General features: G+C 57.9%; 14 protein-coding genes. 6 read left to right on the top strand and 8 right to left on the bottom strand.

Going from position 1 to position 17,562, the window contains the following annotated elements; all coding sequences use genetic code 11:
- Nucleotides 1-13: 13 nt before the first annotated feature.
- Nucleotides 14-1,450 carry an ATP-binding protein gene (locus tag Q1K07_RS09800; protein WP_300310248.1) on the bottom strand — a complete coding sequence of 479 codons (1,437 nt, stop codon included), beginning with the start codon at nt 1,448-1,450 and terminating at the stop codon, nt 14-16.
- The gene (locus Q1K07_RS09795) at nt 1,447-2,124 is read right to left on the bottom strand and encodes a response regulator transcription factor (protein ID WP_300310246.1); all 678 of its coding nucleotides are present in this window, start codon (nt 2,122-2,124) and stop codon (nt 1,447-1,449) included. Before Q1K07_RS09795 ends, Q1K07_RS09800 begins: the two co-directional genes overlap by 4 nt.
- 222 nt (nt 2,125-2,346) lie before the next feature.
- Here Q1K07_RS09795 and Q1K07_RS09790 point away from each other — a divergent pair, with 222 nt between their 5' ends.
- The 3 genes from Q1K07_RS09790 to Q1K07_RS09780 are packed head-to-tail and all read left to right on the top strand — an operon-like array spanning nt 2,347 to nt 5,239.
- Nucleotides 2,347-3,183 (top strand): glycosyltransferase family 2 protein, encoded by an 837-nt coding sequence (locus Q1K07_RS09790; protein WP_300310244.1) that lies wholly within the window; start codon nt 2,347-2,349, stop codon nt 3,181-3,183.
- Nucleotides 3,180-3,458, top strand: a complete 279-nt coding sequence (locus Q1K07_RS09785; RefSeq protein ID WP_300310242.1) for a lipid-A-disaccharide synthase N-terminal domain-containing protein — start codon at nt 3,180-3,182, stop codon at nt 3,456-3,458. Before Q1K07_RS09790 ends, Q1K07_RS09785 begins: the two co-directional genes overlap by 4 nt.
- Nucleotides 3,459-3,508: 50 nt before the next feature.
- The gene (locus Q1K07_RS09780) at nt 3,509-5,239 is read left to right on the top strand and encodes a glycosyltransferase family 39 protein (protein WP_300310241.1); all 1,731 of its coding nucleotides are present in this window, start codon (nt 3,509-3,511) and stop codon (nt 5,237-5,239) included.
- A gap of 99 nt (nt 5,240-5,338) precedes the next feature.
- Here the strand turns inward: Q1K07_RS09780 and speA are convergent, their stop codons facing one another.
- The 3 genes from speA to Q1K07_RS09765 form a co-directional block, all read right to left on the bottom strand.
- The gene (gene speA, locus Q1K07_RS09775) at nt 5,339-7,255 is read right to left on the bottom strand and encodes a biosynthetic arginine decarboxylase (RefSeq protein WP_300310238.1); all 1,917 of its coding nucleotides are present in this window, start codon (nt 7,253-7,255) and stop codon (nt 5,339-5,341) included.
- A complete protein-coding gene (locus tag Q1K07_RS09770) occupies nt 7,256-8,230 on the bottom strand; it encodes a homoserine kinase (RefSeq protein WP_300310236.1) in 975 nt (324 codons plus the stop codon). It lies immediately after the preceding gene.
- Nucleotides 8,231-8,306: 76 nt separating this feature from the next.
- A complete protein-coding gene (locus tag Q1K07_RS09765) occupies nt 8,307-8,579 on the bottom strand; it encodes a DUF2782 domain-containing protein (RefSeq protein ID WP_300310235.1) in 273 nt (90 codons plus the stop codon).
- A gap of 197 nt (nt 8,580-8,776) precedes the next feature.
- On the opposite strand from Q1K07_RS09765, the gene polA reads away from it, so the two are divergent.
- Nucleotides 8,777-11,542 carry a DNA polymerase I gene (polA, locus tag Q1K07_RS09760; protein ID WP_300310233.1) on the top strand — a complete coding sequence of 922 codons (2,766 nt, stop codon included), beginning with the start codon at nt 8,777-8,779 and terminating at the stop codon, nt 11,540-11,542.
- Between the two features lie 120 nt (nt 11,543-11,662).
- Complete coding sequence (locus Q1K07_RS09755; protein WP_300310231.1) at nt 11,663-12,712, top strand: lipid A deacylase LpxR family protein; 1,050 nt, start codon at nt 11,663-11,665, stop codon at nt 12,710-12,712.
- A gap of 104 nt (nt 12,713-12,816) precedes the next feature.
- Here Q1K07_RS09755 and Q1K07_RS09750 read toward each other — a convergent pair whose 3' ends face one another.
- From Q1K07_RS09750 to Q1K07_RS09740, 3 genes are read right to left on the bottom strand one after another with little or no spacing between them, the layout of a single operon-like run.
- On the bottom strand, nt 12,817-13,530 hold the full coding sequence (locus tag Q1K07_RS09750; protein ID WP_300310229.1) for a sulfite exporter TauE/SafE family protein: 714 nt from the start codon (nt 13,528-13,530) through the stop codon (nt 12,817-12,819).
- Nucleotides 13,527-14,993 (bottom strand): amidohydrolase family protein, encoded by a 1,467-nt coding sequence (locus Q1K07_RS09745; protein ID WP_300310227.1) that lies wholly within the window; start codon nt 14,991-14,993, stop codon nt 13,527-13,529. The genes Q1K07_RS09750 and Q1K07_RS09745 overlap by 4 nt, the downstream gene beginning before the upstream one ends.
- The gene (locus Q1K07_RS09740; protein WP_300310225.1) at nt 14,993-16,357 is read right to left on the bottom strand and encodes a uracil-xanthine permease family protein; all 1,365 of its coding nucleotides are present in this window, start codon (nt 16,355-16,357) and stop codon (nt 14,993-14,995) included. Before Q1K07_RS09740 ends, Q1K07_RS09745 begins: the two co-directional genes overlap by 1 nt.
- A gap of 234 nt (nt 16,358-16,591) precedes the next feature.
- Between Q1K07_RS09740 and Q1K07_RS09735 the strand changes: the two genes are divergently transcribed.
- Complete coding sequence (locus Q1K07_RS09735) at nt 16,592-17,503, top strand: LysR family transcriptional regulator (protein ID WP_300310223.1); 912 nt, start codon at nt 16,592-16,594, stop codon at nt 17,501-17,503.
- Nucleotides 17,504-17,562: the final 59 nt, after the last annotated feature.

The following is a 17,562-nucleotide window of genomic DNA, read 5'->3' as shown; positions in this document are numbered from 1 at the left end:
TCAACAATATCTATCATGGCGTTCTGGGCTGCGTATCAGAGGACATTTGAGTGCTGGGCCAGATCAGTCTGACGATCAAACCGCCACGGTCGGCATTGGTCAGAGACAATATGGCGCCATGCCGGGCCGCCAAGGCCATGGCGATGGACAGGCCCAGGCCACTGCCTGTGGTGCTCTGGTCGCTGGCGCGGCGAAAGCGCTCGGTGACCGTTGCCAACTGATCTTCAGGAATGCCCGGGCCGCTGTCCTGGATTGTCAGGGTGGTGCTACTGCTGTCCTGGTGCAGAGCTACATCGATGCGGCCTCCATCGGGGGTGTAGCGCAGGGCGTTATCCAACAGGTTGCGAATCAGGATGCCCAGCTCCACTGCATTGCCGTCGATGTATACCGAAGGAATGTCATGCATGTACAGCTGTTGTTGGCGAGCTTCGGCCAGCGGCCAGGATTCAGCAACCAGTTCGAACAGCAAGGGGCGCAGATCGAGATGCTGCCAGTCAGCAAACTGCTTGCGATCCACTCTGGCCAGTGTCAGTAACTGGTCGACGACCCGTTGCAGGCGTGCAATGCCGCGTTGAGCCTTGGGCAAGGCATCACGCTCGCCTGCCTCTGCATTGTCGAGATGGATTTTCATCGCAGCCAGTGGTGTGCGCAGCTCATGAGCTGCGTCGGCGGTAAAGCGACGTTCTCCCTCCAGGGTCTTGTCCAGGCGAGCGATAAATTCATTCAAGGCACTGCGCAGGTCATGAAGCTCCTTGGGTACCGGGAGCTCTATCCGACCGAGGTTGTCGGCATTGCGGTCATGGACCTGGCGAGAAAGCTGGCGAATAGGGTCAAGGCCGCGGCGTATCAGATACAGCATCATGACCAGCGTCAGTGGTAGCAGTAACAGCATGGGCCATAGATGATTCAAAGACACTCGTTCGACGATTTCCTCGAGAAAGTGATGTTCGATCCCCAGGCGTAACCATAGGTCACTCTGCGCATCGAATACCGTGAAGGAGCGCCAACGCTTGCCCTGGTACTCGATCCAGGCAAAGCCTTCTGACTGCGGGGCAGCAATGGATTCATCATCGCTGTGCCAACGAGGGCCGATCACCAACGGCCTGGCCTGGTTGTCCCACAGGCCGATAGTCAGCTTGCGTTCCTCGTGGTGATAGAGGTGCGCGGTAGGGTGGTGTGCTGAGGTCTGCGACGTGATACCGGATGCTGGATATAACTGGGCAGACGCGTCACCTTGGTCGAGTCGTTCGGCCAGGCGTTGATAGTCCTGTGGAGTAGGCTGGTCAGGCAGGAAGGACATGATCTCCCGGGCTGTCAGGCTTAATTGGGCATCAAGTATCTCTTCCAGTTCGTGGTTGGTGATCAGGTAAGTGGCCGTGACTGACAGCACAGTGATCAAGGCCAGGCTCAGTGCCAGGGTGCGGAACAGGTAACGACGAATCGAGTTCATGCCTGTGGGGTTTCCACCGCGTCGATGTTGAGCCGATATCCGATGCCACGTACTGTCGCGATCAGGGAACGATCCAGTTTCTTGCGCAGGTGATGGACATGCACTTCGAGCGCATTGGACTCTAGCTCCGTTCCCCAACCGTACAACAAGCTTTCCAGGCGGGGGCGCGAGAGGACCTGGCCAGGTTGGTGGGCCAGTTCTGCCAGCAGGGCAAACTCTCTACGGCTGAGCTCTACTTTTTGCCCTTGCCAGGTCACTTGATGGCTGGCCTCGTCGATACTCAGCCTGCCAAGGTGGATGGTCTGTGAGGCACGTCCGGCAGCACGGCGACGGATGACACGCAAGCGGGCGAGAAGCTCCTGCAGCTCGAAGGGTTTTAGCACATAATCATCAGCGCCAGCGTCCAGGCCACGGATCCGCTGATCGATGGCATCGCGGGCAGTGAGGATCAGCACTGGCAGGGAGCCACTGCGACGCACCTCGGTCAGGACATCGAGTCCATCCATGTCGGGCAGGCCAAGATCCAGCACCATGACCGAAAAAGGCTCTCGCTTGAGGGCCTCCAGGGCGTTCCCGCCTTGCTGAAACCAGTCCACGGCATACCCTTCTCGTTCGAGAGCCGTCTTCAAGCCATCTCCCAGCAGCGGATCGTCTTCGACGAGAAGTGCACGCATGTCGTTATCTTCCTGTTCAGATCTTCCTGTTTAGTTAATGGTGCTGGTTCAAATTCATGGGATGATACTTATGTAACTCACAGAATATTCTGAAAAAAAGTCAAATTTTGCAGAATCGATGACTTAAGGTGACGGAGAGCCATATTGTCAGTTTTTTAATATAGGGTTAAGGCTCTGCAGGCATAATTTTGACTCTTTTCCCCTTTCTGAGACAGGTTCTCGATGATGACCCATATTGAGCTTTCTGTCCTGATTCCTGCCCATAATGAAGCCGGTAATCTTCCTGCATTGCTGGATGAAATTGCCATGGCAATGTCAGGTATCAGCCCAGTCATCAACTACGAAGTACTGGTGATGGATGATGGCTCCAGTGATGACACGTGGTCACTGCTGGTGCAACGTGCACAACACGATAAGCATCTGCGTCCGCTGCGTCATTCCCGCAGTGCAGGCCAGAGCACTTCTGTCTGGCAGGCTGCTCGGATGGCGAGAGGGACCTGGTTGGCCACGCTGGATGGTGATGGCCAGAACGATCCTGCTGATATCCCGGCACTCATGCAGGCGGCGATCGATGAAGATGCCGTGCTGGTCGGCGGCCATCGGGTGGTACGCCAGGATACGAAGTTGAAGCTGCTGTCATCGCGTATCGCCAACAACATTCGTCGCCGCCTGCTCGACGACGACTCTCCCGATAGCGGCTGCGGCATCAAGGTGATTCGCCGTGATGCCTTCCTCGCATTGCCCTATTTCGATCATATGCATCGCTTTCTGCCTGCTTTGATCCATGCCCAGGGAGGCAAGTGCCTGGCGCGCCCCGTTAACCATCGGGAGCGCGGTGCAGGCCAGTCGCATTATGGTCTGGGCAATCGCCTGTGGGTGGGCATCGTCGATCTCATGGGGGTGATGTGGCTCAAGAGGCGCTCACGCCTGCCTGCTGTGGTCACTGGTATCGAGGACAACGAATCTCTTCAGGGGGAGAGTGAGGCAGTGGCGCAAGCGCACGTAGAGTCCGTTGCCGCTCATGTCGTGTCTTCTCGCATGGAGGCCCTGAAAGGATGACGGTCACTGTGTGGATGATAATCGGCTTTGCAGGGCAGGCGCTCTTTTCTGCACGTTTTCTGGTCCAGTGGATTGCCAGTGAAAAGGCCAAACGCAGTGTGGTGCCTACGGCATTCTGGTTTCTCAGCCTGGCGGGTGGGGTGACGCTGTTCGCTTATGCGCTGCATCGCCGCGATCCGGTCTTCATTCTAGGCCAGGGCACTGGTCTGTTCATCTACCTGCGCAACCTGGCGTTATTGCGTCGACACAAGCGCAGCCAGCAAGAGCCTGCCTGAATGTTGTCAGTGTATATCCCTCTTGGTCGATCCTGAGTCCGAGGCTGTTCATGTTGTCATCATGCTTTGCTACACGCCCTCGTCGCTTGCTGGCCTGGGCAGTTCTGATCGTGTTCGCCACTATACTGTTGTCTCTGGGGTTGGGCTGGCGTGACCCCTGGCCTGCGGATGAACCTCGCTTTGCCCTCAATGCCATTGAAATGCTGGTAACAGGGGATTTCTGGATTCCTCATCGTGGTGGCGAGCTATACGCGGACAAGCCGCCGATCTTCATGTGGGCTTCAGCGCTGTCGATCTGGTTGACCGGTTCTCTGCGCATAGGGTTCCTGCTACCGACCTTGTTGGCCGGGCTTGGAACCCTGGCATTGACAGTGGACCTGGTACGCCGTTTGTATGGCCGTCGGATTGCCTGGCTGAGTGGGTTGGCACTGCTGGCCACTCTACAGTTTGTATTGCAGGCCAAGACGGCTCAGATCGACATGATGCTCACCTTCTTCACTACCCTGGGCGCCTATGGTGTGATGCGCCACGTCTTGCTGGGGCCTGCGCTATGGTGGTGGCGGATCGGCTTTGCTGCGATGGGAGCTGGTATCCTGACGAAGGGGGTAGGATTTTTGCCGATGGCCTTGTTCCCGGCCTGGGGATGGCTGGCATATAAAGGGCAGGCTCATAAGGTCAACCTACGCCAATGGCTGGAAGGAGGGGCTTGTTTACTGGCGGTGGTGCTGGCCTGGGGAATCCCCATGGTCATGATCACCACCTTCGGCGATGACCCGAGCCTGGCAGCCTATCGTGACAACATCCTGTTCAAGCAGACGGGCCAGCGCTATGCCAATTCCTGGGCGCATTTGAAGCCTTGGTACTATTACATCTTTGAAGTGTTGCCCTGGGCCTGGATGCCGCTGGTGCTGGCGTTGCCTTGGGCATTGCCCAACTGGTGGCGGCGTATCCGGCGCCTGGATGCACGATTGATCCTGCCGCTGTCGGCGCTGGTGCTGATCATCGTGTTCTTCTCATTGTCTCCGGGCAAGCGCGGTGTCTACATGTTGCCCACGATACCGCTTATGGTGCTGGCCCTGGCGCCTTTGCTGCCGGGTCTGCTGCGCCAGCGTCCCGTCAATGTCTGTGCCTTTGGCGTCACTCTGGTGCTGGGTGGTCTATTGCTGGTCGCCAGTATTCTTGGCTTCATACGTATAGGCGCCCTGCAAAAACTGGCTCATGACTATGGCATCACGCCATGGTGGGATTGGCTGGTACTGGGTGGTGTCGCCATTGCCCTGGCAGTGTTGATGCGGCCACGCCGTGGCATGCTGGCCTGTACCCTGTTCTTGTGGTTGGTATGGGGGTGGTGGTCGACCCTGGGGTACATGTGGATGGATCCACACCGTTCACCTCGAGACATGATGGCTGTGGTGGATGAGCAACTCGGGCCCCAGGGTGAACTGGCGATGCTCGACTTCAGTGAGGAGACGTTGCTCCATGCCCATCGACCCACGGTACATTTTGGTGATCATACGCCAGTGGATGAACAGGTGCCGAGGGCGATGGCCTGGCTCGCCGAGAACCCTGGAAAGCGCTGGTTGCTGGTAGAAGAGGGGGACTTCGACAGCCTTGAATGTGGCGACCTCAATCAGGGAGTCGACCTAGGTCTGCAGAACAGCAGTCTGTGGAAGTTGATACCAGGAACGGCCTTCTCCGGATGTCCAGCCGATGCCAATGCAGCACCACTGTATCTGGCACCGACTTCACTGCCAGGCTCCGGTGCCGAGACGTATTTTTAAAGGTGCCGAGACGTACTTTTGAAATAAGGGGAGTCACCTGGCACATCATTCTCTGCCGGGTGAATCCCCCATTTACTGCGATCACTGAATGTACTGCGATCACTGAAGATAGGTATAACCTTGCAGGCCTGCCGTCAGGTCAGAAAGGAAGCGACGTTGCTCGCTGCTGTCCAGGTTGCTGGCGGCCAGCTGTACGCGCAGGCGTTCCCGCAGGACTTCGGCACTGAAATTGACATAGCCGAGTACATCACAGACGCGGTCTCCGCGCTGCAGGTTGCTGAGGATCCAGTTGCCTTTGTGATCCAGGGAAGCATCGACAGCGTCGGTATCGCCAAACAGGTTGTGCAAGTCACCGAGGATTTCCTGATAGGCGCCGACCAGGAAGAAGCCCAGCAGTCGTTCTTCGCCTTCACGCCATTCCGGCAGCGGCAGGGTGGTCTCGACACCCTGACCATCCACGTAACCGTCGATACGGCCATCACTATCGCAGGTAATGTCCTGGATCACGCCTCTCCGGCTTGGCTCGCAATCTAGCCCGGTCAGTGGCAGGACCGGAAAGATCTGATCGATACCCCAGACATCCGGTACCGACTGAAACAGGGAGAAGTTGACGAACAGTTTGTCGGCAAGCTTTTCTGCCAGTTCATCAAGAATTTCCCGGTGAGCCCGGTTGCGGGGATCGAGCTGCTTGCGCAGCGCAGCGGAGGCCGCAAAGTAGACGCTTTCACCTTCCGCTCGGGCCGAAAGATCGGCTAGGCCAAGGACGAAACGGTCATGTAGATCTCCCATGTCCTGGACAAGGTCGTGCCAGGCTTCAACCAGAGCGCGGGGCTCTGGATCTGCTGCGACGATGTCATAGGTCTGCCACAGGGATTCCACTTCCGGGTCATCACTGAGGCGTTCGGGCGTCTTGGTATCCACCCGCTCTTCGCCAATCACATTGGTGATCAGCACGGCGTGATGAGCGGTCAGAGCGCGGCCTGACTCGCTGAGCAGGTGCGGATAGGGCAGGTCTTCTTCCTGGCACACCCGGGCGAAGGCGTTGACCACGTTGCGGGCATACTCATGCATGGAGTAGTTGATCGAGCAGAAACTGCGCGAGCGCGTACCTTCATAGTCGACACCCAAGCCACCACCTACGTCGACGGTATCCACAGGAGCACCGAGCGCACGCAGGTGTTGATAGAAACGGGCACACTCGCGCAGACCACCTTGAATATCGCCGATGTTGGCAATCTGGGAACCCAGATGGAAATGTACCAGTTGCAGGCTCTCGAGTCGGTTGGCCTGCTTCAGGCTCTCGATCACGTTGAGGATCTGTCCTGCCGTGAGGCCAAACTTGGATTTTTCGCCGCCGGTATCCTGCCACTTGCCCTTGCCCATGGTGGACAAGCGAGCGCGCAAGCCGATACGTGGTACGACGCCGATACGCTCGGCCTCTTCGAGAATCAATGGCAGTTCCGAGAGCTTCTCCACCACGAGATAGACACGGTGGCCAAGCTTTTCCCCCATCAGGGCCAGGCGCACGTATTCACGATCCTTGTAGCCGTTGCATACGATCAGTGAGGAAGCATCGCCTGATTGAGCCAGAACCGCCATGAGTTCGGGCTTGCTGCCGGCCTCCAGGCCGACACGACCACGGCCACGTTCCTGAGTGGCAAGGATCTCCTCGACCACTCGACGCTGCTGATTGACCTTGATCGGGTAAACGGCGGTGTAGCCGCCATCGAAGTCATCTTCCTCCATGGCCTGATCGAAAGCGGCACATAGCTGCTCGACCCGGTCATGCAGGATATCAGTGAAGCGGATCAGCACCGGTAGTCGCAGTCCTGCCTGACGCAATTTATCGGTCAGCTCTGCCAATGGCAGGACCGGGCCTTCCACGGCATCACCCAAGGGGCGTACCAAGGCTTGGCCGTCATCGTTGACATCGAAGTAACCACTCCCCCACTGGTCGATGTTCCAGATGCGTCGTGCGCGCTTGGCGGGGGATGGTGCAGCGGTGCTGTGGCTCATTCAGTGGGCTCCAGCGCTGACGGCGGGCTCGGGTAAAGGCAGCGCGCCGTGGTGGATTCGAGAGAGCAGGATTTGACGGAACTGCTCCGGGTCATGAGGAGTCAGGTCATGAGCGGGTGGATCCACATAGACCACCAGCAGACGAGATAGCCAGTAACGCAAGGCGGTCATCCGCAGCATGGCCGGCCAGAGTTCGAGTTCGGCAGCCTTCAGCGGACGTTGGGCCAGGTAGGCACTCAGCAGGGCATCGTGGCGTTCTTGGTCAAGACGGCCATCGGCATCCGTGGCCCAGTCGTTGATCACGATGGCCAGGTCGAACAGCAGGTCACCGGTACAGCCATTGTAGAAGTCGATGATGCCACCGAGGCTGTCGCCGTCGAACAGAGTGTTATCACGGAACAGGTCGCCATGCAGTGCACCCTGGGGTAACTCAGGGGCTTCTCCGAAGACACTCTGGTAATACTCCACTTCGTCTTGCATCAGCGTCTGGTCCTGGGCAGAGAGATACGCCATCACCTTGTGATGCATGGCGGATAACCAGTTCAAGTCCCGTGGATTGGGGCGGTGCCCCGGAAAATGCTGCGAGACCCGATGCAGCCGGCCCAATGCCATGCCAAGCGCCTGACACTGCGTCAGGTTGGGCGCCTTGGGATGCTTGCCGGGCAGGCGCGGGAACAGCAGAGCAGGACGTTCGGCCAACTCATGCAAGGCAACCCCTTCGCGGTCGTGAATGGGACCTGCGACAGGAATGCGATGTTCATCCAGGAAATCCAGCAATTCGACAAAAAAAGGCAGCTCCTCATGATCGCCCTGCTCGAACAGGGTCAGGACCAGTTCACGCTGATCGGTCGTCACGAAGAAGGTGCTGTTTTCGGTGCCTGCAGGCACACCCTGCAACTGAGTCAGTTCGCCTACATCGAAGCGACTGAGAAAACTTGCGACCTGCGCGTCGTCAAGAGGTGTGAATACGGCCATGTGTCGTCTCGCCCGGAGTTTGCAAGGCGCCTATTGTAGCGACTCGGAAGAGCTAGCACGATACACGACATAGAGGTCATTTCACCCAACCGGGTACGTCCACGCTATTTCCTTCCTGGCGTTGAAAATTGCCATCGCCGTTATGGTCGACAAGAAAGTAGGCCGTGCCGCCCTTGGGCTCGATACGAATGGCATAGAGCTTGCCGTTGATGCGGTACTCACGAATCGTCTGGCTGGCTTCCTGGCGCACCTTGATGTCCGGCTCGACGGTCTGGGCCAGCAGTGGCGATGCGCCGGCCATGAGGGCCAGAGCCAGCAGCGGGGCGAGAGCGAGGCGAAGTAAGGGCATGATGAGGACTCCTAGCAAAAATGGCTCCAAGCAAAGATCGATAATGATGCGTATTATGGAGCCAATCGTTCAGGAAGCATGCAAGCTTTTCATGTATGGCCTGCGCATGTTACCTGATTGTCAGTCAAACATGATGCGCGAACAGTGTTTCCTGTTTTGACACAGTTTGCCACCATTTCGTTCAGGGACGCCGATCCATGGCCTCTAGCCCCATCGTTCTCGTCGACGGTTCCTCTTATCTGTACCGCGCTTTCCACGCCTTGCCCCCACTGACCACATCCAAGGGCCAGCCTACCGGTGCCATCAAGGGCGTGCTCAACATGCTCAAGAGCCTGCGCAAGGACTATCCAGATAGTCCCATGGCGGTGGTTTTTGACGCTCCGGGAAAGACCTTCCGTGATGAGCTGTTCGCGGAGTACAAGGCGCAGAGGCCTTCGATGCCTGATGACCTTCGTGCTCAGATCAAGCCATTGCATGAGTGCGTGAAAGCCCTGGGATTGCCCTTGCTGTGTATTGAGGGGGTCGAGGCCGATGACGTCATCGGCACGCTGGCCCGGCATGCGACCGAGGCTGGGCGTGACGCCGTGATTTCCACGGGGGACAAGGACATGGCCCAGTTGGTCAATGGCCATATCACCCTGGTCAACACCATGAAGAATGAGACGCTGGACGTCGCCGGGATCAAGGAAAAGTATGGCCTGCCGCCAGAACTGATCATCGACTACCTGGCCCTGATGGGCGACAAGATCGATAACATTCCGGGGGTGCCCGGGGTGGGAGAAAAGACGGCGCTGGGCCTGTTGCAGGGCATGGGCGGAGGGCTCGACACCATCTATGCGGATCTCGACAAGGTCAAGACTCTGTCCTTCCGTGGGGCCAAGACCTTGTCCGGAAAGCTCGAAGAGCACCGCGAAATGGCCTATCTGTCGTACCAGCTTGCCACCATCAAGACCGACTGTGAGCTGGCGATCAGCCTGGATGAGCTGGTGGTCGGTGAGGAGGACAGCGAGGCCCTGATCGAGCTCTATCGGGAGCTGGAGTTCAGGACCTGGCTTGAGTCACTGCTCAAGGCACAGCCCCAGAAAGCGGGATCGGTTTCCCCGTCCGGTGATCATGACGACGATACTGCATTGGAGCAAGGTTCCAGTAGCACGCGCCAGGATGTCACTATCCTTGAACAGGCCCAGTTCGATGAATGGTTGAAGCGCCTCAAGAAGGCCGAGGCATTCTGCTTTGATCTGGAGACGACCAGCCTGGACTACATGGAAGCGGATATTGTCGGCATCGGGCTGGCTCTGGAACCTGGCGAAGCCGCCTATATTCCCCTGGCCCACGACTACCTCGATGCTCCGCCCCAGTTGGACCGGAAGGCGGTATTGCAGGCATTGGCTGAGGTGTTGAACGATGCCGGCATTGCCAAGATCGGTCAGAACCTCAAGTATGATATTTCGGTGCTGGCTCGCTACGACATTGCGGTCAAGGGCGAATTGATCGATACCATGCTCGAATCCTATGTGCTCGACGCTACTGCCACTCGCCACGATATGGATTCTCTGGCATTGAAGTATCTGGGCGAGAGTACGATCAAGTTCGAGGATATTGCGGGCAAGGGCGCCAAGCAGTTGACCTTCAACCAGATTTCGCTGGAACAGGCGGTTCCCTACGCGTGCGAGGATGTCGACATCACCTTGCGCCTGCACCGCGAACTACGTCCAAGGCTGGAGAAGACCGGCCGTGTGTCCGAGGTGCTGGATCGCCTGGAGAGGCCATTGATCCGAGTGCTGTCTGCCATGGAACGCAACGGTGTGGCACTGGATGTAGAGCGCCTGCATACCCAAACCCAGGAGTTGGGCAAGCGCATTCAGGAGCTGGAAGCCCGCGCCTACGAACTGGCCGGGCGTGAGTTCAATCTGGGCTCACCCAAGCAACTGGGGCAGATCCTGTTCGAGGAGCAGGGCATTCCGGTCATCAAGAAGACCCCCAAGGGGGCTCCATCGACTGCGGAAGCGGTGCTGGAAGAGTTGGCCCTGGACTATCCGCTACCCAAGGTGATCATGGAACATCGTGGATTGTCCAAGTTACGCTCGACCTATACAGAGAAGCTGCCCAAGCTGGTCAACAAGGCCACGCGTCGCCTGCATACCAGCTATCATCAGGCCGTGGCTGCCACGGGACGTCTGTCGTCCACCGATCCTAACCTGCAGAACATTCCCATCCGCACTGAGGAAGGGCGACGTATCCGTCAGGCCTTCATCGCCCGGCCCGGCTACCGTATCGTTGCTGCGGATTACTCTCAGATCGAGCTGCGTATCATGGCCCACTTGTCTGGTGACAAGGGACTTCTCTCCGCGTTTTCCGAAAACCGAGACATTCATTCAGCCACTGCCGCAGAGGTGTTCGGTGTCGCACTGGATCAGGTCAGTGCCGACCAACGCCGCAGTGCCAAGGCGATCAACTTCGGCCTGATATACGGCATGAGTGCCTGGGGGCTGGGCCGTCAGTTGCATATCGAACAGAGCCAGGCCAAGACCTATATCGATCGCTATTTCGATCGCTATCCTGGCGTGGCGCGGTACATGGAGCGTATTCGTGCTCAGGCTGCCGAGGACGGCTTCGTCGAGACCCTGTTCGGTCGCCGCCTGTATCTGCCGGAGATCCACTCGCAGAATCGTGCCCGTCGTCAGGGTGCCGAGAGGACCGCCATCAACGCACCCATGCAGGGCACGGCTGCGGATATCATCAAGAGTGCCATGATCGACGTGGATACGTGGCTGCGTGATAACGCTGGGTTCGATGCCTGGATGGTGATGCAGGTTCACGATGAACTGGTGTTCGAAGTGCGTGAAGATCAGGTCGAGGCCTTCATGGCCGAGGTCAAGCAGCTCATGCAGAACACCGTCACTCTGGATGTTCCCTTGACCGTGGAAGCGGCGAGTGGTGCCAATTGGGATGAGGCACACTAGGCCATTCATCGTCATATAGTGCTGGAAAGAAGGACTCGATATCTGCCATTGGAGGTATCGAGTCCAGGGACTGGGTTCTGGTAAAATACATTCATGTTTGTATGTATTTTGGAGAAGGTAATGTCCCGCTCTTTTCTTTCTCTGCCAGATTTCTCTGTCCCTCTGGATCTTCCGACGGCAGGAAATATGCCCAAGGTGTTCCGCCGTGTAATGGTACTGGCGTTGGTCGGGCTTTGGGGGGGACAGGCCCATGCCGATGGTGTTGCCAGTCTCAAGGTGGAAAACGACATATTTGCTGGCAGCAGCGATGGACACTATTCCAACGGTATCGAGGCCAGTTGGGCCTTTGTTCCGGAGTCGGACCACTGGACCCGGAAGATGGGGGAGCGTCTGACAGGAATTCCTGCAGAAGAATGGGAGCTTGCCGCTTGGCGCCTGAGCCAGCAGATGTATACACCCATCGATATTTCACGCAGTGACCTTGTTGAAGATGACAGACCTTATGCTGGGCTGCTGTATGGAGGTATCTCGCTGTTCGATGAGCAGCAGCATGAGAGTTGGCGCCAGCTTACCGGGGTGCATGTCGACGTGGGCTGGGTTGGTCCCGCCAGTCTGGCTGAACCGACCCAGAAGGCCATTCACAAGATGACCGATAGTGACAAACCCGAGGGCTGGAGCCATCAGCTCGATTTTGAGCCTATCGTCAATCTTGCCATGAAGCGTGGCTGGGTAGCGCAACGCAGGCTTGGTGGACTGGAGCTCGACGCGGGACCCAGTGCAGGATTCGCCCTTGGTAATCTCTATACATATGCATCCGCAGGCTTTGGAGCGCGAATTGGCCAAGGGCTGGAACGTAGTTACAGCATTCCTGCCGTGGCGCCGACCGCCACAGGGCAGGCCTGGTTTCGCCCAGGTTCCGACTTTGCCTGGTATGTATTCGCCAACTTCGAAGGCCGTTATATGGCCCACAACCTGCTGCTGGACGGCAACACCTTCGAGGACAGCCATTCCGTAGAACGTGAACCTTGGGTTGGTGATGCTCAGGCGGGTGTCACCATGACCTGGCAGGATTGGCAGTTGTCACTGACCAATGTCTGGCGTACTCGTGAATTCGAAGGGCAGGACCGCCACGACGAGTTTGGTTCGATCCAGTTATCGTGGCAGTACTGAAGGTACGGGAAACGCTGAAAGTATAGAAAGCCCCGAAGCATAAAAAGCCCCGGAGAAATAGAAAGCCCAACTCGCATAGCAAGCACCGATGGCGCTTGGAGCAGCTAAACGGGCAGCATCAGCCATATCCCCGAAATCAGGGCAAACAGCAATACTCCCTGACGCAGCCGGCGGGCGTCGATACGTTGATGAATCATGCGACTGGCGACGCTGCCGATCAGCAAAGGCGGTACCAGCGCCAGTGCCCACGCCAATTGCTCCATGGTGACTTTGCCAGCGATGGCCAGGATGGCCAGTGATACCAGTTCTCCGACCAGAAAGCAGCAGGCGATGGTCGAGCGTAACTCTGGACCAGGGCGGTGCTGGTAGAGCAGCGCAAGCGGAGGACCACCGACCCCGGTGGCGGTCTCCGTTACTCCGGTGATCATGCCGACTGAAACGCAGGAGCCTGGGCCGGGGCGAAAGACCGGCGCAAACAATGCCACCAGGACCGCCAGTACGGTAGAGGCGCCAACCAGTTGATTCAGCCCCTCGGCACTTAACAGCACCAGTATCCAGAGACCCAACAGGGTGCCTGGCAGGCGTCCGGCCGAGATCCAGGCGCTGCCGCGCCAATCGATGGCATCACGTTCTCTCAGGGCAACGAACAGGTTCAATGGCAACATCAGAACCAGTAATGCCACGGGCAGAAGCTGGGGCTCCAGCACACCAAGCACCGGCGCCACGACCAGAGCAAAGCCAATGCCGATGGCACCTTGAATGAAGGCTGCCAGTCCCGTTGCCAGAGCCAGGATGGCAAAGGTGGTGGGGTCGATCATTGTCTCGGCTCCCCGGCGCGGCTGGATGGGTGTTGTTGAGATTGTTGTTGAGATGGTCGTTGAAAACGATGCGTACTGGAAGTGGGGTGGATGCGCTGGATGGGAGACTGGGCAATGGCCGCAGCAGCGCTTTCACGTATTTCCGCCATCAATTCGCGCGCATCCCAATGACAGGGCCAGCCTTGCCACAGGCGCAGGCGCCCAAGCGTGAAAACGCCATCGATCTGGTCACGATTGCCATAGCGAACCAGTTCCCAGGGACGGTCCCAGCTTGGCGTCATTTCAGGCGTATCGACATTGACCAGCAGGAAGTCAGCCGCCAGACCTTCAGCGATGCTGCCACAGATGCCCGAGAGTCCCGCAGCATCGGCAGCATCGCACGTTGCCATGTCCAGCCATGGCCAGCCGCCGCCGCAGGAGCTGTCGCCCGTTGCCAGACCAATGGTCAGGCGTTGGCTGGTTTCAGCAGCATCCATCAGGCGAAAAGCATCACTGCGCGTACCATCGCTACCGAGACCCATACGGATGCCAAGTGCATGCATGTTCAGGGCAGGAGCCACAGCGTTACCTTTCCAACTGCTGGCCACCGGGTTGAAAGCCACTGCCGTATCGGTATCACGCAGTAGATTCAGTTCGTCAGGTGTCACTAGAGTGGCATGGGCAATCAATGTCTGTGGTCCCAGAGCTCCCACGGCATGCAAGTGTTGCAGTGGCCTCAGGCCCCGTGCCACCAGGGAGCGCTCGACTGCCTGAAGGTGTTCGTTGACGTGGCTCTGGAAGATGGCACCATGCGTTGCACACAGTGCTGAAACATCGTGCAGCATGTCATCACTGGCCGCTTCTGGAATGGAAATCGCCAGTGACGGATGAATCAAGCCTGATGACGGCCAGCGTGTGAGGTGATGCTGGGCACGGTCGAGAATCTGCTGGCGCTGCTGCGGTGTGGCGCTACCGCCCTGGTCGTTGCAGATCAGTCCCAATACGCAACGCATGCCGGTTTCCTCGGCCGCCATGGCCACGGCGTCGATTTCTCCGGCGGAGCGGGTGCCGGCATCGACGGCAGTGGTGAAGCCTCCTCGCAGGGCTTCCAATGCCGCCAGTTTTGAACTGAGATACAGCATGCGTTCGTCGAGGCTGGACTCGAGAGGAACCCAGATTCGGCGAAAGATCTCGGATGGTTCGCCGAACACCAGTGACTTGCCCAGCGATTGGGTCAGGTGATGATGGCTATCGATGAAGCCAGGCATCAGCAAGTGAGATGGTAATTCCAGAGGGGCCAGGTGAGGCAAGCTTGCGCATAGCGCGGCGCGAGGTCCGATAGCGGCGAAGCGGCCCTGTGCGATATGCACCGCCATGCCCTCGACGATATTGCCGTCCAGCAATATTTCCTGGGGAGCCAGCAGCAGTTCATCGGCCTCGAAGTCGCTGGCGGTGAGAGAGGAAGGCAGAGTGGAAGAGCGCATCAAGAAGGCTCCTGGTCGGTAGAGGTGGTGTAGGTGTTGTGGCGATGAGACGCCGTCGGACGCCTGGTGCAATGAAACAGAATGTTGACAAGCACCGCAGTGAGAGTGCCCATGGCCAGGCCATTGCCCAGAATGATCTGCAGGTGCTGGGGGAAGTCGGAATAGAAATCCGGTACGACGATAGGCAACAGCCCCATGGCCAATGCCGAGGCCAGGGTGTAGAGATTGCCATGCTCATTGAGATTGACGTTGCGCAGAATATTGATGCCCATTGCGCCGATGATGGCGAACACGATCACTGCGGTACCGGCAACCACTGGCGTGGGGAGTGCGGCAGCAAGGCGTCCAAGCGGGGCGAAAAGTGCGATGACGATCAACAACGCGCCGGCTGCGACCGTGACATAGCGTGAGCGAACACCGGTAGCACGTACGATGCCGATATTCTCGCCACTGGTGATGATCAGAGACGTTCCCAGGCAACCCCCGAACAGTGATCCCAGGGCGTCAGCACGAATATTGCGAGGTACCAGGACGCTGGGATCTCCTTTCTTGCCGACGATTTCGGCAGTCGCCATGGTCTGTCCGGTTGCTTCGGTCATCGATACGACACTGAAGATGATCAAGGGCAGCGAGGCGATGATGTCGAATTTTGGCATGCCAAAAGGAAACAGCTGAGGCAATGCCCACCAGGGGCCAGAGGTCATGCCACTGAGATCGATGTCGCCGAACAGGGCAGCAATCAGTGTTCCGCTCAGCAAGCCCAACATCACTGAAATGCGGCGTAGCACTCCTCTGAACAGGCGGGCACAGAGCACAATGGCGGCCATGGTGGCCAGGGCCAGCAGTGTGGTGGAGCTTGCGGCATAACTCGGGCTATCTGGTTGGCCAACAATCAGGCTACCGAAGATCTTGACCAGGTTGACGGCTACCAGGAGCAGCATGGTGCCAATCACGATAGGAGGAAAGAAGCGCAGCACACGAGTGAAAAATGGCAATGCAATGAAGTAGAACAAGGCCGTCAGGATGACGGCCCCGGTGGCGGTCTGCATGTCGGTGCCTTGGGCGATGGCAAGGAAGATGACGATGGGAGCGCCACCGGGAACCTGCACAAATGGCAAACGGGCTCCGATCCCCCAGGGGCCGAAGGATTGCAATAAGGTTCCCAGCCCACAGGCAAGGAAGGTGGCACTCATCAACGGTACGGTGATGTCAGGGCCGAAGCCCATGGCCTGGCCGACCAGGAACACGGCGGTGATAGGCGCCGCAGCCATCACCAGGACATGCTGAAAGCCGAACAACAATGCGGTATGTGGTGCCAGCCGCTCGTCGACGGGGTCGGTGGCACAGGCGTCAGGGTGGGACATGGAGAACCTCGTTATTGTTGTGGTGCTCTATGGTTGAGGGCTTGGGAGTTAGCAACCAGGGCTAGGCATGGATGCATGTGGTGTTGTCTAGCAAGCTCAAGCTAGTGCTCTGAGCGCGTACTGGTCCATCATCGTTTTTCGTTTCATCTGTTGCTTTTTTGGCAACGGTGGGGCTTTTGTCATATCGATGATAGAAACGGGTGACAGGATCATGCACGAGCTGGAGGAAGCATCATGCCGCTGATGACAACCGCTTTGCGTTACTTCGAGGAGGTGGCGCGTCAGGGATCATTGCGCAAGGCTGCCGAGCGGCTCCATGTAGCGGCTTCGGCAGTCAATCGTCAGATTCTCAAGCTGGAGGAAGAGCTTGAGGTGCCGCTTTTCGAGCGCCTGCCGCGCGGCATGCGGTTATCATCTGCAGGAGAATTGCTGCTCTATCAAGTGCGTCAATGGCAACGCGATGAGCGCCAGATTCTCGGCGTGTTCGATGAGATTCGTGGTGCTGGCTGTGCCGAGATTCGTGTCGCCAGTGTCGAGTCGATGACCGACCTCACCTTGCCTGCTGTCATGCAGCGCTTCAAACAGCGTTATTCCCAAGTACGTTTCGAACTGCTGACCTGTCTGACGGATGTCATTGTGGAGCGTATTGTGTCGGGGGAGTCGGATATTGGAATCTGCGTGAACGCTTCTCCTAACCCTCGTGTTCGTACGCTACGCAGTGCTACCTTTCGCTTCGGTGCTGTCATGACGCCAGATCACCCTCTGGCCAGGCAGAAGGAAGTGAAGCTCAAGGACTGTGCTGAATACTGCGTCATTCTTCCTGACAAGGACATGTATCGCGGCTCGACTCTGGAGCAGACCCTGGCCCACCATCAGGTGGCATTCAGCACCTTTGCTGAGTGCAGTCGTGTGCTGAGCATCAAGTCCCTGGCCCGTGCCGGCCTGGGGATTGCCTTTCTCAATCCTCTGGATATCGTACGGGAAGCCCAGCTTGGCGAGCTGGTTTTTCGCCCACTGTCCGATCACCAGATAGCGGATGCCAGGCTGGATATCTGTGTGGCCAGGGAACGCCCCATGTCACCGGCTCTGGCCCTGTTTGCAGAAATGCTGAGTGAAACCCTGGCAGAAGAGGAAAGGCGTGGATGAGCGCAGACGAGTATGGCGTACCGGACGCTGTTCCTGCCAGCGGATCAATATGAGGTATG

Origin of the sequence: Halomonas sp. (assembly GCF_029263665.1) — a bacterium.
Lineage (GTDB): Bacteria > Pseudomonadota > Gammaproteobacteria > Pseudomonadales > Halomonadaceae > Halomonas.
Note: the sequence above shows the minus strand (reverse complement) of the source record. Positions and strands in the feature narration are given on the sequence as shown.

Coding starts and splice junctions, on each gene's coding strand:
- Q1K07_RS09800 (WP_300310248.1), bottom strand. CDS start 1,450: ATGAACTCGATTCGTCGTTACCTGTTCCGCACCCTGGCACTGAGCCTG.
- Q1K07_RS09795 (WP_300310246.1), bottom strand. CDS start 2,124: ATGCGTGCACTTCTCGTCGAAGACGATCCGCTGCTGGGAGATGGCTTG.
- Q1K07_RS09790 (WP_300310244.1), top strand. CDS start 2,347: ATGATGACCCATATTGAGCTTTCTGTCCTGATTCCTGCCCATAATGAA.
- Q1K07_RS09785 (WP_300310242.1), top strand. CDS start 3,180: ATGACGGTCACTGTGTGGATGATAATCGGCTTTGCAGGGCAGGCGCTC.
- Q1K07_RS09780 (WP_300310241.1), top strand. CDS start 3,509: ATGTTGTCATCATGCTTTGCTACACGCCCTCGTCGCTTGCTGGCCTGG.
- speA (WP_300310238.1), bottom strand. CDS start 7,255: ATGAGCCACAGCACCGCTGCACCATCCCCCGCCAAGCGCGCACGACGC.
- Q1K07_RS09770 (WP_300310236.1), bottom strand. CDS start 8,230: ATGGCCGTATTCACACCTCTTGACGACGCGCAGGTCGCAAGTTTTCTC.
- Q1K07_RS09765 (WP_300310235.1), bottom strand. CDS start 8,579: ATGCCCTTACTTCGCCTCGCTCTCGCCCCGCTGCTGGCTCTGGCCCTC.
- polA (WP_300310233.1), top strand. CDS start 8,777: ATGGCCTCTAGCCCCATCGTTCTCGTCGACGGTTCCTCTTATCTGTAC.
- Q1K07_RS09755 (WP_300310231.1), top strand. CDS start 11,663: ATGTCCCGCTCTTTTCTTTCTCTGCCAGATTTCTCTGTCCCTCTGGAT.
- Q1K07_RS09750 (WP_300310229.1), bottom strand. CDS start 13,530: ATGATCGACCCCACCACCTTTGCCATCCTGGCTCTGGCAACGGGACTG.
- Q1K07_RS09745 (WP_300310227.1), bottom strand. CDS start 14,993: ATGCGCTCTTCCACTCTGCCTTCCTCTCTCACCGCCAGCGACTTCGAG.
- Q1K07_RS09740 (WP_300310225.1), bottom strand. CDS start 16,357: ATGTCCCACCCTGACGCCTGTGCCACCGACCCCGTCGACGAGCGGCTG.
- Q1K07_RS09735 (WP_300310223.1), top strand. CDS start 16,592: ATGCCGCTGATGACAACCGCTTTGCGTTACTTCGAGGAGGTGGCGCGT.